The sequence below is a fragment of the Nitrincola iocasae genome, assembly GCF_008727795.1.
Classification (GTDB): Bacteria; Pseudomonadota; Gammaproteobacteria; order Pseudomonadales; family Balneatricaceae; genus Nitrincola; species Nitrincola iocasae.
This window is the reverse complement of sequence record NZ_CP044222.1, coordinates 3,962,480-3,975,213: the sequence shown is the minus strand read 5'-3', so window position 1 is coordinate 3,975,213 and position 12,734 is coordinate 3,962,480. Positions and strand designations below refer to the sequence as shown.

General features: G+C 50.7%; 13 protein-coding genes. 9 read left to right on the top strand and 4 right to left on the bottom strand.

Features of this window, described 5'->3' with window-relative positions:
* Nucleotides 1-170: 170 nt before the first annotated feature.
* Nucleotides 171-1,076, top strand: coding sequence for a LysR family transcriptional regulator (locus F5I99_RS18350; protein ID WP_151058571.1), 906 nt, complete (start codon nucleotides 171-173; stop codon nucleotides 1,074-1,076).
* Here the strand turns inward: F5I99_RS18350 and F5I99_RS18345 are convergent.
* The gene (locus F5I99_RS18345) at nucleotides 1,054-1,962 is read right to left on the bottom strand and encodes a LysR family transcriptional regulator (protein ID WP_151058569.1); all 909 of its coding nucleotides are present in this window, start codon (nucleotides 1,960-1,962) and stop codon (nucleotides 1,054-1,056) included. The two genes, F5I99_RS18350 and F5I99_RS18345, sit on opposite strands and share 23 nt — an antisense overlap.
* 89 nt (nucleotides 1,963-2,051) lie before the next feature.
* Between F5I99_RS18345 and F5I99_RS18340 the strand changes: the two genes are divergently transcribed.
* From F5I99_RS18340 to F5I99_RS18325, 4 genes are all read left to right on the top strand, one after another.
* Entirely contained in the window at nucleotides 2,052-2,702 is a 651-nt protein-coding gene (locus tag F5I99_RS18340) for a 4-carboxy-4-hydroxy-2-oxoadipate aldolase/oxaloacetate decarboxylase (RefSeq protein ID WP_151058567.1), read from the top strand.
* 95 nt (nucleotides 2,703-2,797) lie between these two features.
* Nucleotides 2,798-3,766 (top strand): tripartite tricarboxylate transporter substrate binding protein, encoded by a 969-nt coding sequence (locus F5I99_RS18335; protein ID WP_151058565.1) that lies wholly within the window; start codon nucleotides 2,798-2,800, stop codon nucleotides 3,764-3,766.
* An 81-nt stretch (nucleotides 3,767-3,847) separates the two neighbouring features.
* The gene (locus tag F5I99_RS18330; protein ID WP_191905897.1) at nucleotides 3,848-4,297 is read left to right on the top strand and encodes a tripartite tricarboxylate transporter TctB family protein; all 450 of its coding nucleotides are present in this window, start codon (nucleotides 3,848-3,850) and stop codon (nucleotides 4,295-4,297) included.
* Between the two features lie 12 nt (nucleotides 4,298-4,309).
* Entirely contained in the window at nucleotides 4,310-5,830 is a 1,521-nt protein-coding gene (locus F5I99_RS18325) for a tripartite tricarboxylate transporter permease (protein WP_151058561.1), read from the top strand.
* Nucleotides 5,831-5,931: 101 nt separating this feature from the next.
* On the opposite strand, the gene ykgO is transcribed toward F5I99_RS18325, so the two are convergent.
* Both ykgO and F5I99_RS18315 read right to left on the bottom strand, forming a co-directional pair.
* On the bottom strand, nucleotides 5,932-6,072 hold the full coding sequence (gene ykgO, locus F5I99_RS18320) for a type B 50S ribosomal protein L36 (RefSeq protein ID WP_151058559.1): 141 nt from the start codon (nucleotides 6,070-6,072) through the stop codon (nucleotides 5,932-5,934).
* A 12-nt stretch (nucleotides 6,073-6,084) separates the two neighbouring features.
* Nucleotides 6,085-6,339: a type B 50S ribosomal protein L31 gene (locus F5I99_RS18315; RefSeq protein ID WP_151058557.1), complete on the bottom strand. Its 255-nt coding sequence runs from the start codon at nucleotides 6,337-6,339 to the stop codon at nucleotides 6,085-6,087.
* Nucleotides 6,340-6,454: 115 nt separating this feature from the next.
* Between F5I99_RS18315 and F5I99_RS18310 the strand changes: the two genes are divergently transcribed.
* The 4 genes from F5I99_RS18310 to F5I99_RS18295 are packed head-to-tail and all read left to right on the top strand — an operon-like array spanning nucleotide 6,455 to nucleotide 11,116.
* Nucleotides 6,455-7,990 (top strand): ABC transporter substrate-binding protein, encoded by a 1,536-nt coding sequence (locus F5I99_RS18310; protein WP_151058555.1) that lies wholly within the window; start codon nucleotides 6,455-6,457, stop codon nucleotides 7,988-7,990.
* Nucleotides 7,987-8,925 (top strand): ABC transporter permease, encoded by a 939-nt coding sequence (locus F5I99_RS18305; protein ID WP_325063001.1) that lies wholly within the window; start codon nucleotides 7,987-7,989, stop codon nucleotides 8,923-8,925. The genes F5I99_RS18310 and F5I99_RS18305 overlap by 4 nt, the downstream gene beginning before the upstream one ends.
* Complete coding sequence (locus F5I99_RS18300; protein WP_151058553.1) at nucleotides 8,922-9,728, top strand: ABC transporter permease; 807 nt, start codon at nucleotides 8,922-8,924, stop codon at nucleotides 9,726-9,728. Before F5I99_RS18305 ends, F5I99_RS18300 begins: the two co-directional genes overlap by 4 nt.
* Nucleotides 9,725-11,116: an ABC transporter ATP-binding protein gene (locus tag F5I99_RS18295; RefSeq protein WP_151058551.1), complete on the top strand. Its 1,392-nt coding sequence runs from the start codon at nucleotides 9,725-9,727 to the stop codon at nucleotides 11,114-11,116. The genes F5I99_RS18300 and F5I99_RS18295 overlap by 4 nt, the downstream gene beginning before the upstream one ends.
* Nucleotides 11,117-11,280: 164 nt before the next feature.
* Here F5I99_RS18295 and F5I99_RS18290 read toward each other — a convergent pair whose 3' ends face one another.
* A complete protein-coding gene (locus tag F5I99_RS18290) occupies nucleotides 11,281-12,726 on the bottom strand; it encodes a TrkH family potassium uptake protein (RefSeq protein WP_151058549.1) in 1,446 nt (481 codons plus the stop codon).
* Nucleotides 12,727-12,734 lie beyond the last annotated feature (8 nt).

The following is a 12,734-nucleotide window of genomic DNA, read 5'->3' as shown; positions in this document are numbered from 1 at the left end:
TTACTTTTATAGTTTAAAAGCTATGTAGGGCAGTAGGGTGCTCGTTAGAAGTATTTTTTAAGGCCTGACGCCATTGAGCACCTGTGTTCTAGTTAAAAGCATTCTATACTTTCAAAAAAGCGAATAAAATTCATAAAATATAAGTCGAAATATTCATATATGGGACATCTATGCTGACTCTTAAGCAACTCGAAACGTTTGTGCAGGTGGTTGAGCTAGGTACATTTGAAAAGGCTTCACAGCGGCTCAATGCAACACAATCAACTGTTTCTAAAAGAATTTCAGAGTTGGAGCAGGCAACAGGACTGCATATTTTTGATCGCTCACTGCGTAATGCACGTTTAACCGAAGAGGGTGAGCAACTGCTAGAGCTGGCCTACCTAACTATAGATAGCGCCAATAAAATTCGTGAACTCAATAAGCAACCGGAGAGTAAACTTCACCGGATCCGTATTGGCTTTACCGAACTGACCGCACTGACTTGGCTGCCTGGATTTTTGCGGGAATACACTCTTGAGCGACCGGACATCCGCTTAGACGTCACTATTGATATGAGCCGTACGCTCTACCAGCAGTTTCAGGATGGTGAACTGGATTTAGTGGTCATACCGCTCGTCCCGGAAGTGTTTGCTCAGCCAGGTGTGGAAACGCTGCTGTTAGAGAAGGTGGAAATGGCGTTTATGGCCAGGGCTGGTTTAGTGGATGGGCCGCGGCCTTTGCCCATCAGTAAACTGGAATCCTATACCCTGATAAGTCAGGGCAAGCGCTCCGGGTTTGCTCAAGATGTGAATCGTTGGATTTCACACCAAGGAATGGCCTCGCCCGTGCAGATCACCGATAATTTACTGGCTCTGGTCGGCTTGGTCACTGCTGGGCGTGGTATCAGCGTGCTGCCAAAGCTTTGTGTGCAGCGCTTTGCTCAAACACAGGATTTGGAGATATTAGAGACCCTGCCTCAGCCCCCAACGATCGGCTACTACGCGTTATACCACAGTGGTATTCGGGTCTCATTGCTTGAAGAAGTAGCCCTTCGTCTTGGTAAAGCGGCCGATTTCACGCGTCCTTTTTTTGTGTAGTTGTATTCGCGATAAGCATTTTTATAAAGTTATCCAAGAGTGGGTTGGCTTCGTCTTTGCGTGTGACCGCAACAAGTGTGGTACTGATATCAATGTCATCGACAGGTAGAAAGACCACATCCCTTCGATTGTTTGGCGTGATCGAACCACTGACCAGGGTTCCACCGAGCCCGGCACCTACGAGCGCCAACGCGGTATGAATTTCAATGGCCTCATGGGTTACCGTCGGACGTATGCCTTTTTCCTCAAGATGTGTCAGAATTTTTTGCCCGAATGGGCTACGAGGATCCTTAGGGTACAGAATGAAGGGCAGTTGCTTGAAGGCACTGATAGGGAAGGTATCAAGCTCCGCAAGTGGATGATCAATTGGCAAGGCCGCCATAAACGGGTCGTTAATGATCACTTCATAGTGCATGTCCGCATGGCGTTCGAACAGGCCGATAAAACGTGAAATACCGACATCAATACGGTGTTGCCTTAAGCCTTCTTCCTGATATTCAGACAGTACCTCAACAAGATCCAGGTGAACCTCTGGATTTTGTGCTCGGTAATTCTTGATAACAGCGGGCAACAATGAAAAAAGAGTTGATCGAATAAAGCCAATCCCAAGCCACCCGCCACTGCCACTGGCGACTTGTCTGGACTCTTCCTCTAAGCGTGTGGCCTGAATTAACAATTCTTTTGCCCGAGGGTAAAAGAATTTTCCGAGTGACGTGAGCTGCATGGGCCGAGTTGAGCGATCAAACAGCTCTCCTCCCAGGTTCTGTTCCAGCAACGTAAGCTGTGCACTGATGGCTGTCGGCGCGACAAACAAGCGTTTTGCGGCGGCACTGCCTCCACCGGCATCGACGACCTCACAGAAGTAGCGTATCTGACGTAGATTCATTTTTAGTGAACTTGTATGCGTAATTAGCTGATTGATTAAAGATAATCAATATATGATAGTGAGGCTGAGGTCAACTCAGGAGTATAAAAATGATAAATAAAACCAACTTTACCGATCTCGTTTCACAACTCAGCCAGTTCGGTAGCGCTTCCATCTATGAAGCACAAGGCGCCCGTGGCGCTTTAGATAGTGGCATGAAGCCACTGTGTAGCAGTATGCAGGTGTTTGGGTCGGCATTTACAGTCGATATTCGTCCTGGTGACAATCTTATGTTGCACTATGCCTTACTGCATGTGCAGCCTGGAGATGTGCTGGTGGTGGACGCCAAGCGTTTCGTCGAAGCTGGCCCCTGGGGCGATATCCTAACCGAGCAAGCCATCAAGAAAGGTGTGGCCGGTCTTGTGATTAACGGTGCGGTTAGGGATGTCCAGACTATTAAAGCACTCGGCTTTCCGGTGTTTTGTCAGGGTATTAGCATCAAAGGCACTGCCAAGAAGCAGCTTGGAAAGATCAACGTGCCAATTTGCATTGGTGATACGCTGATTAATCCGGGTGACTTTATTTTTGGAGATGCCGATGGCGTTGTGGTTGTCCCTCGGCAAGATATCGCCACGGTGCTTCAAGAAACGCAATTGCGTGAAAAAACAGAAGAAAACTATCGGGAAATAATAAAGGGTGGTGGTAGCACTGTCGACTTGCTCGGTTTACAAGACACACTAAAGCGATTACAGCTGATGTAACATCGGCCCCTTAAAAAAGTTAACACCTACTCATTTTCGTTATTAAATAATTATAAATAAGCACTGCAGACAACAGTGCAAACGAGGAAACAACAATGAAAACTATAAAAACAGTGGGCATGCTTGCCTGTATTTCCCTTCCAATTGCTCTGTGCGCTAGCATCTCATGGGCTGATTCTTATCCAGAACGGCCGATCTCTACGATTATTTCATTTGGTGCGGGTGGCAATACGGACGTCGGTGCACGTATCCTGTTCCCCGCCGTAGAGCGTGAGCTGGGTGTACCCCTGAATATTATCAATCGCCCTGGTGGCGGAGGCTGGGTAGGTTGGACACAACTGCTCAATTCATCCAATAACGGTTATACCCTGGGATACATTAATACACCCAATCTGATTACTGGCTATATGGATCCTCAGTATCGCCGCGATGTCGACCTTGATGACTTTGAACTCATTGCTAATCATGTGACAGATTATGGTGTTATTTCAATCAATAAAGATGAAACACGTTATAGCAATATTGATGAGCTGGTAACCTATGCTCAGTCGAATACGCTGACGGCTTCAACCACCGGCGCGAATGGTGATGACCATATCGCCATGCTAAAAATGAATCACCATTACGCTACCCAGTTTGTGCCTGTGCATACGACAGGTACAGCCGAGCAGCGCGCCGCGATTCAGGGCGGCCATGTAGATGTAAACTTCTCTAATGTTGGTGATACCAACATGGCGCATCGCAATGGTGATTTAAAGATCATTGCCATCATGGCGCCTGAACGTTCAGATTTTATTCCAGATGTTCCTACGCTGGAGGAGATGGGGTATTCAGGGGTAATTTCCTGGTCGGCGCGCGGTATTGCTGCACCTAAAGGCATTGATCCGGCTCAGTTGGAGCTGCTTCAGGAAGCCTTTATCACTGGCATGCAAGATCCTGAGCACTTAGCCAAAATGGCAGAAATGGGATTGAAGGTAGATATCCGTACCGGTGATGCTTACCGCAAGATGCTAGAAGAGGAAGAAGAAGGCGTTCGCTCGCTAGGCGAATTGCTGGGCTGGTAAGTGCAGCAGGCCGTGATGTCTCATTGCATCACGGCGATCCATTCAATCAGGCAAAACTTTACAACAATAAATAGGTGCCTTATGAAAGCTTTACACTCTGATCTGGTCATCGGGTTGGTTATGCTGCTCTTCTCGATAGCCTTCTACAGCCTGTCGGCTCAGATGCCTGCTGATCCAGCGGTATTTCCTAAACTGATTCTGGTCACCTTCGCGGTTTTTTCGCTGTTCATTGTTTGGACTGGCATAGCTAAAACACTGGCCAGCAAAAAACAGGGGACTCAACACCTTGCTGTGTTTGAGAATATACGCGGTCCCATCGTCACGTTCGTGGCACTATGCATTTATGTGGCTTTGATCAGTATTCTTGGATTTTTTGTTGCCAGTTCGCTCACGGCGGTATTTTTCATGCTCTATTTCGGGGTGAAATCTTACCTTCAAGTACTGTTGGTGCTGGTCATTATGAATAGCTTTATTTATATGCTCTTTGTTTGGCAGTTACGCATCTCCCTTCCCACTGGGTTATTGCTGTAAAGGAGAGAGATCATGCAAGTTGATACTACCCTGTTGTTGTCAGTGCTGGCGCAGTTAGCCTCTCCGGATGTTATCTTGATGCTGTTTGTCGGTGTGCTTGGCGGTATTTTTTTAGGGGCTTTACCTGGGTTGAGCGCCACTATGGGCATCGCGTTACTGATTCCAGTTACTTTTGGTATGCAGCCTGTGGCCGCGATGGTGTTGCTTGCGGCTATTTATGCTTCTGCCGTCTACGGTGGGTCCATCACCGCTATCTTGATCCATACACCTGGCACACCGGCATCTGCCGCGACGGCAATGGATGGCTATCAGATGACGCTGCGTGGCGAGGGCCTTAAAGCCTTGGGAACCTCTACCATCTGTTCGGTGATTGGCGGCATAGTCAGTGTCGTGGCGTTGCTGCTGTTGGCACCACCTTTGGCTCAAATTTCATTACGCTTCAGCGCCCCTGAGTATTTTCTGATTGCCATCTTTGGCTTGACGATTATTGGCAGTCTATCCAGTGGTGCTATGGTGAAAGGGCTCTCTGCGGGTCTGTTAGGCTTGTTGATCAGTCTGGTGGGTGTGGATGTTATGACTGCTTACCCTCGTTTCACCTTTGGTGTTGGGGAGTTGGAAAGTGGCATTTCGCTGATTCCCGCTATGATCGGCCTGTTTTCCATTTCCCAGGTTATGATTCAGGCAGAAAAGCTCCATGGTGCTAAAGACCTTACCCCGGCTCCTGAATTAGTCGGCCACCTTTTTCCCAGTCGCGCCGAGTGGCGAAGGCTTCGGGGCACGATTTCACGCTCATCAATCATTGGGGTATTGGTCGGCTGCTTACCCGGCGCGGGGGGCGATGTGGCCTCATGGGTGGCCTACAATGAAGCCAAGCGTAGTTCTAAAAACCCAGAAAACTATGGCAAAGGCGAGATTGAAGGCTTGGCTGCAGCTGAAACAGCTAATAATGCGGTCACAGGCGGGGCCATGATTCCTTTATTGACACTGGGCATTCCCGGCAGTGCGGCTACAGCCGTGATGCTCGGGGGCCTTTACATTCATGGTTTGCAACCCGGACATGAGTTGTTTACCGTTAATGCCCATATTGTCTATGCCATCATTGTCGGGCTGCTGCTGGCAAATATATTGATGGGTATTGTGGGCTTGGCATTGGCAAAGCAGGTGGTCAAGGTGGCCTCGGTTCCGTTTGCCATTCTTGCACCGATCATCGTGGTGCTATCGGTTGTCGGTTCCTACACCATCAACAACAGTATGTTTGATGTATATGTGATGGTGGCCTTTGGCTTACTGGGATACCTGATGAGAAAAACCGGCTTCGCAACCGCCGCTATAGTGCTTGCGATGATACTGGGCGCTATGGCTGAAATCGGCTTCCGGCAGTCTTTGGTCATGTCCAAGGGTAATCTGCTGGGATACTATTTCGATCGACCGTTTTCGCTGCTTATCATGGGCCTGATTCTGCTGGCGCTGGTGTCACCGTTGCTCATTCGGTGGAAACGCAACAGAGCACAGCACGCCCTATCGCGTTCCTAATCAACAGGATTTAACGCCATGGCCCTGTCAGGATAAAACCAGGGTCATGGTCACTCCGCTAAAAACCACTTTAACCGTAATCGGGTGTCAGTAGCGCAAGATCAACGCTTCTTAACACCTCCCTGACGCGCCTTGAGGCGTGGATTGCTTTTGCAAATCACATAATAGCGGCCACGGCGCTTAACCACCTGACAATCTGGATGGCGGATCTTGGCTGTTTTGAGTGAACTGAGAACTTGCATGACCGTTACTCCTTATTTCAGGCTGCGTGCTTTGAAGCGTTTGTTGAACTTAGCAATTTGCCCTTCGTTGCTGGCTATACGTTTTTCACCTGTATAGATCGGATGTGAAGCACTGGAAATATCCAGATTAATCAAGGGATAAGTTTTTCCGTCTTCCCACACGATGGTGTCGTTTGACTGACAGGTTGAGCGGATGCGGAAAGATCGGTTGCAACTGGTATCTCGAAATACGACATAATCGTATTTTGGATGTATGTCTTTTTTCATGCTGACCTCATGAGTTATAATATAACATTTCATTTAGCGATTGAAACTCATTATCATTTAAATGTAAAGTGCTGACCTTGGTCTTTTGTAACAAACCAATCTGAGGAAAATTTCCATGCATAACCTGAAGCGGCTGGTCTGGTTCGGGATGTTATCCGGCATCCTGTTCCATTCAAGCATTTTTGCACAACCTGCCAATAACCATCTGACGGTCGGTGGACCGTTTGAATTTACCAGCCTGAACCCTTCTCAGAATGGGTATGTTTTTACCCGCATGGGGGTGGTGGAAACCCTGGTGGATGTGTCACCGGAGGGTGAGCTGCTACCGGGTCTGGCAACCCACTGGGAGGTATCAGAGGATCGACTGAGCTGGCGTTTTTATCTTAGAGATGACGTGGTTTTCCATGATGGCCGCTCAATGGATGCCGCGAGCGTTGTGAATAGTCTGGAAGGTGCTCGTCAGCAGCATGGCACCCTGACTCAGGTGCCGGTCGATCAGCTACAGGCTGGGGATGGCGTTATTGAGATTACCCTAAGCTCTCCTTACCATTTGCTACCTGCGGTACTGGCGCATTATGCCAATGTGGTGATTTCACCCGATTCCTTCGATGAAGAAGGGCGAGTCACTCAGTTGCTAGGGAGTGGCCCATTTCGTCTTACCTCTGTTGCGCCACCACATAAGTTAAGAGTGGAACGTTTTGAGGAATACTGGGGGCAGGTAGCATCCATTGCTTCGGCTGAGTACCTGACGGGCCATCGTGGTGAAAGTCGTGTATTGCAAGCACGCAGTGGTCAGACAGACATCAGTTATACCATTGACCCGGCCAGTACCGGCATTTTGAGCCGCGTCAGCCATGTGAATCTGCACTCTGAGCTGATACCGCGATCCATATTAATCAAGGTGAACAGTGGCCACCCCTTCCTCAAAGAGGTGGAAGCTCGTCAGGCGCTGAGTTTGGCACTGGATAGATCGGGTATTGCCGCGGCGGTGTTACGTGCTCCGGGATCTGAGGCTAACCAGCTGATTCCAGCGCCTTTGGGCGATTGGCATGTGGCTGACTTGCCGCCGATGGAACGGGATATGCAACAAGCTACGGCCTTGCTGGATGGCCTGGGCTGGCAGTTGGGCGCGGATGGTGTGCGTGTTCGCGATAATCAGCGTTTTAGCCTGGATTTGATCACCTATGCGGATCGCCCGGAACTGACGGTGGTCGCTACGGCTATTCAGGCTCAGTTGGCCGAGCTGGGTGTTGAGGTAAGGGTATCGGTAACCAACTCCAGCGCCATACCCGCGGGTCATCAGGATGGCAGTCTGGAGATGGCGCTAATCGCCAGAAACTATGGTTTTATTGCTGATCCGCTGGGTGTCATGTTGGCTGATTTTGGTGCAGATCAGGGAGGTGACTGGGGAGCCATGCAGTGGGACAACACGGAGGTACCCGCCTTACTGAAAACTCTGGAAGAGGAAACAGACCCTCAGCGATCCCGTGAAATTTCACAAGGTATTGCCAGGATGCTGGCGGAGGAACTGCCGCTGATTCCAGTCAGCTTTTATACCCAACTGACTGCTGTTAATCAGCGTGTTCAGAATTTTCGTTTTGATCCGTTTGAGCGCAACTATTACCTGAATGAAATGGAGTTGTCGCAGTGATCCAGCGGATTCTGATCAATCGATTGTTACAAGCCTTGATGGTTGCCTGGGGCGTCGGTTCATTGAGTTTTGTGCTGATGCGTAGCCTGCCAGGAGATATGGCTTTCCGGGTTGCAGCGGGGCGTTACGGCCAGGATAACGTCAGTGCAGAGGCGGCGGATTGGGTCAGGCAGGAACTGGGACTGGATATGCCCGCCTGGCAGGCCTATCTGAACTGGTTGCTGGATCTGTTGCAACTGAATTTTGGGGTGTCACTGATCAGTGGGGCACCCGTAATCGATGAAATCAAGCATCAACTGGGTCATTCGCTGCAACTGGCGGTTGTGGCGATTTTGCTGGCGGCACTGCTGGCATTTCCACTGGGTATCGCCTCCGGTCTGCGTGCACGTGGTTGGTTAGATCGTAGTCTGCTGGTGTTGTCATCCTTGTTGCGTGCCCAGCCGGTGTTTGTCATAGGTCTGGTGTTGATTCTGGTGTTTGCCGTTTACTGGCCACTCTTCCCCGTGGCAGGTTTTGGTAATGGCAATGACTGGGTGTTACCAGCCTTTTCGCTGGCGTTGGCGCTGGCCGCTGTGTCCAGTCGGGTGGTGCGTGACAGTACTATTCAGGTGATTGCATCCCCTTACTATAGGTTTGCTCGCGTCAAGGGGCTGACAAAATGGCAGACCTTCCGTCAGCATGGTTTACGAAACCTCTCTGTACCGGTCGTGGCATTTATGGGGATCCAACTGGTGGGATTAATCGAGGGCATCGTGATGATCGAGTCATTGTTTTCCTGGCCTGGTATCGGTCATGGACTGGCACATGCGATTTTTTCCCGTGATGTACCCATGATTCAGGCTACCGCTCTGATGATGGGGCTGATTTTTGTGGCACTGAATACGTTGGTGGATCTGGCCTGTTACAAGATTGATCCCAGAGGGCGACCTGAATGAACCGATTTCCTTTTAAAATTCCGACGTTGAGTCCTTCTCAGTGGCTGGGGGCTGTCATTTTATTATGCATAGGGTTGTTCATTCTGCTTGAGAGTTGGTTGCATCAAGGCGACAGTGCTCAGCAGAACCTGTCAAACTTCCTTTCAGCTCCTAATGCTGAGGAGTGGCTGGGGACCGATCAGTTTGGGCGCAGTATGTTGGCGCGTATGGGTGATGCGATCCGCTTGTCGCTGATGCTTAGCCTGTTTTGTGTCACCACCGCGGCGGTTTTGGGTACGAGTTTGGGCGTTTGTGCCGCCTGGTTTGGTGGAATGACCGAGCGGTTGCTGAACTTTCTGGCCAATACCCTGCTGGCTCTGCCAGGTTTGGTGCTGGTGCTGTTACTGGCTGCCATCGCACCGGGTTCCTTTATTGTCCTTTATCTGGCGATATCGCTGGTGCTGTGGATCGAATACTACCGTGTGGTCAGAGCGCAGTCACAGGTGGTGATTCGCAGTCCTCAACTGGAAGCCTCGCGTCAGTTAGGCTTTGGTCGCTGGTATCTGTTTCGGCGTCATGTCTGGCCGGCTATTTGTCCCTCTGTGCTGACACTGGCGGCTTTTGGTGCCGGTAATGCTATCTTGGCTTTGGCGTCTATTGGTTTTGTGTATGTCGGATTGCAACCGCCTGTTGCTGAGCTGGGACTAATGGTGGTGGAGTTGCTGCCTTATTACAGCGATGCACCCTGGGTATTGGCTCAGCCTATTCTGGCTATTTTCTTGCTGATTCTCGGTTTTAATCTACTGGCGGGGAAAGCAAAATGAAGGATCTGTTATTAGAAGTCGACGCGCTGAGTGTTTATGCCGGTGAGACGCGTTTGCTGGAGCCGCTCAGTTGCACCCTGACAGCGTCGCAGCCTTTGACCATTCTGGGGCAGACAGGCGCAGGCAAAAGTCTGTTGGCTCAGGCAATTATGGGGTTGTTACCCGACGCCTTGAGTGTACGCGGTGATGTGCGTCTTAATGGCGAGTCACTGTTTTCCTTGTCTATGCCTGAGCGCCAGGCCCTTTGGGGTCGGGTGCTCTCGATGCTGCCTCAAGAGCCCTGGCACGCACTGGATCCAGTGATGAAAGTAAAGCGTCAGGTGGCCGAGGTACATCACTATGTGTTGGGGCAGGAGCAGGAAGCGGCTGATGTGCAGGCTGAGCAGGCCTTACAACGTCTTGGGTTGGAGGGATCGCTGGCCAAAATTCCATCACAGCTTTCGGGGGGGATGGCACAACGGGTTGCGTTTGTGGCGGCAACCGCCGCAGGCGGTCAGTTGTTACTGGCTGATGAGCCCACCAAAGGCCTGGATTATGGCCGCCGGGATCAGGTGGTTGCTTTACTGCAAAGTCAGCTGCATCAGGGGGCCTTGCTGACTATTACCCACGATATTGATGTGGCACGTCAATTGGGCGGCGATCTGATAGTAATGCGCCGAGGCCAGGTGATGGAACGAGGTAATGTGGAACGCGTGCTGGCCAACCCACAGTCGGACTATACCCGCGAATTGTTGGCAGCCGACCCGCAAAGCTGGACACAGGTGAAGCAACCGCTACCTGCTGCAGCACCTTTGGTGCGGGTCGAGGGGCTGGGCAAGTCGCGGGGTGGTAAGCCCTTGTTTGACGATGTGTCATTTGAGCTCTATCCACATCAGTTAACCGGTTTGGTGGGTGACAGTGGTTGTGGCAAGAGTACTCTGGGCGATCTGTTGCTGGGCAATCTAAAACCTGATCAAGGGAAGGTATCCTATCAGCGTCCATTTGCTCGCCATCAATTACTCAAGCTGTATCAAGATCCACCAGCGGCTTTTGCACCGGGGATAACCTTGCAGCAACTGCTGCTGGATCTTGTCAGGCTGCATCGGCTGGATGCTAGCAGTATTCCGCCGCTATTAGAACGCCTGCATCTGAGTCCACAACTGCTGCAACGCAGTTGTACTGAGGTGTCAGGGGGTGAGTTACAGCGAATCTCGCTGTTGCGAGCACTACTGATGGATCCGGTGATGCTGTTCGCCGATGAGCCAACATCACGGCTTGATCCGATCACCAGTCAACAGATCATCGAATTGTTGGTTGAAGTGGCGCAGGATTTTGCCTGCTCCGTGGTGCTGGTCAGCCATGATCCGGTGCTGGTGGAAAAAACCTGCCATCAGGTTATATCGCTCTAGCCTGATTTGGTATCGCCGCACTCTTTGTAGGAGCTCACTCCGTGAGCGAAATGATTCGCCCGGAGACCGGGCTCCTACAACAAACTGCGCATTCGCCCGGAGACCGGGCTCCTACAAGTTGTAGGAGCTCACTCTGTGAACGAAATGTGTTCGAGCGCTTATGGCTAACCTCTCCAGAATACGGGTGTTAGTAGTACCATGACCGTCAGCAGTTCAAGCCGTCCTAATATCATGGTGAAGCCGAGAATCCATTTGCCAATGTCGGATACGGCTGCAAAGTTTCCAGCCGGTCCGATCATGTCACCCAGGCCGGGACCCACATTGGTTAGGGCTGTAGCTGCGCCACTGAGTGCGGTTACAAAATCCAGCCCGGTTGCAGCTAGTGCCAGTGTGGCCAGTGCTAATATCAAAAAAAACAGAAACGAAAAGGCTACGGCCGACACCATGATGTCGTCTGCTACCGCTTTGCCGTTGAATCGGATAGAAAATATCCCACGCGGGTGTACGAGCTTATTCATTTGATCACGCAAGAACAGCCAGGACAGCTGGAAACGGAAAATTTTCATTCCACCACTGGTGGACCCCGAGCAGCCGCCAATAAAGGTCACAATAAAGAAAAAGCTGATGCTGAAATAACCCCATAGTGTGTAATCTGTCGAAGCATAACCGGTGGTCGTGATCACTGATACGATATTGAAAGCCGCGTGGGTCAGCACTTCAAAGGGCTGACGTTCCGTGGTCAGCAGTTGTTGCAGTGTGAGCAATCCGACCAGAGCCAGTACCAGCAACAGGAACCCCTGTGCCTGCTGATCCCTGAATACATCCAGGTTAGGCTGGTTCAAAAAGCGGATATACAGCATAAAAGGCATACCCCCAATCAGCATGAACACAACAGAGATCCATAAAATGCCATCGCTGAAACGCCCCATGGAGCGATCATCGGTGGCGTAACCCCCGGTGGATACAGTGGTCATGGCGTGATTGATCGCATCGAACAGTGTCATGCCAGCGGCAAAATAGGAAAGTGCGCAAGCCAAGGTAACACCAAGATAGACTAGTAACAGGCTACGGGCCATCGCATGAAAGCGTGGTAAGGATTTTTCTGACCAATCGGAAGACTCTGTCTGGAACAGACGCATGCCACCGACTTGCAAAAAAGGCAGGATCGAAACCGCCATGCCTATTACACCCAGACCGCCGACCCACTGCAGCATGGAACGCCAGAGTAAGATGGAGTGTGGCAGTGCGTCTAAACTGGACATCACTGTCGATCCGGTTGTAGTAATACCGGACACGGCTTCGAACACGGCATCGGTCAGCGATAGAGGGTGGTGACTGAGCATCAGCGGCAGGGCACCATAGAATGAAAGCGACAGCCAACTAAGACTGGTCAGCAGATAAAGCTGGCGTGCATTCAGTGCGAATCTGTGTCCATAGCTCGGCAGCATAAACAGTAAACCCGCCAAGGCCGCCAGGCCTGATGACAAAAAGAAAGCACTGTACTCCTCATCATCGGTCATCAGGGCAAAAAACGCAGGTACGAGCAATAGCCCCACCATGATGAAAGACAGTATGCCACTGACAAAAAGAACCGGGCGGAATAGCTTCATCCTGTTAC

Coding starts and splice junctions, on each gene's coding strand:
- F5I99_RS18345 (WP_151058569.1), bottom strand. CDS start 1,962: ATGAATCTACGTCAGATACGCTACTTCTGTGAGGTCGTCGATGCCGGT.
- F5I99_RS18350 (WP_151058571.1), top strand. CDS start 171: ATGCTGACTCTTAAGCAACTCGAAACGTTTGTGCAGGTGGTTGAGCTA.
- F5I99_RS18340 (WP_151058567.1), top strand. CDS start 2,052: ATGATAAATAAAACCAACTTTACCGATCTCGTTTCACAACTCAGCCAG.
- F5I99_RS18315 (WP_151058557.1), bottom strand. CDS start 6,339: ATGAAAAAAGACATACATCCAAAATACGATTATGTCGTATTTCGAGAT.
- F5I99_RS18335 (WP_151058565.1), top strand. CDS start 2,798: ATGAAAACTATAAAAACAGTGGGCATGCTTGCCTGTATTTCCCTTCCA.
- F5I99_RS18310 (WP_151058555.1), top strand. CDS start 6,455: ATGCATAACCTGAAGCGGCTGGTCTGGTTCGGGATGTTATCCGGCATC.
- F5I99_RS18300 (WP_151058553.1), top strand. CDS start 8,922: ATGAACCGATTTCCTTTTAAAATTCCGACGTTGAGTCCTTCTCAGTGG.
- F5I99_RS18290 (WP_151058549.1), bottom strand. CDS start 12,726: ATGAAGCTATTCCGCCCGGTTCTTTTTGTCAGTGGCATACTGTCTTTC.
- F5I99_RS18295 (WP_151058551.1), top strand. CDS start 9,725: ATGAAGGATCTGTTATTAGAAGTCGACGCGCTGAGTGTTTATGCCGGT.
- ykgO (WP_151058559.1), bottom strand. CDS start 6,072: ATGCAAGTTCTCAGTTCACTCAAAACAGCCAAGATCCGCCATCCAGAT.
- F5I99_RS18330 (WP_191905897.1), top strand. CDS start 3,848: ATGAAAGCTTTACACTCTGATCTGGTCATCGGGTTGGTTATGCTGCTC.
- F5I99_RS18325 (WP_151058561.1), top strand. CDS start 4,310: ATGCAAGTTGATACTACCCTGTTGTTGTCAGTGCTGGCGCAGTTAGCC.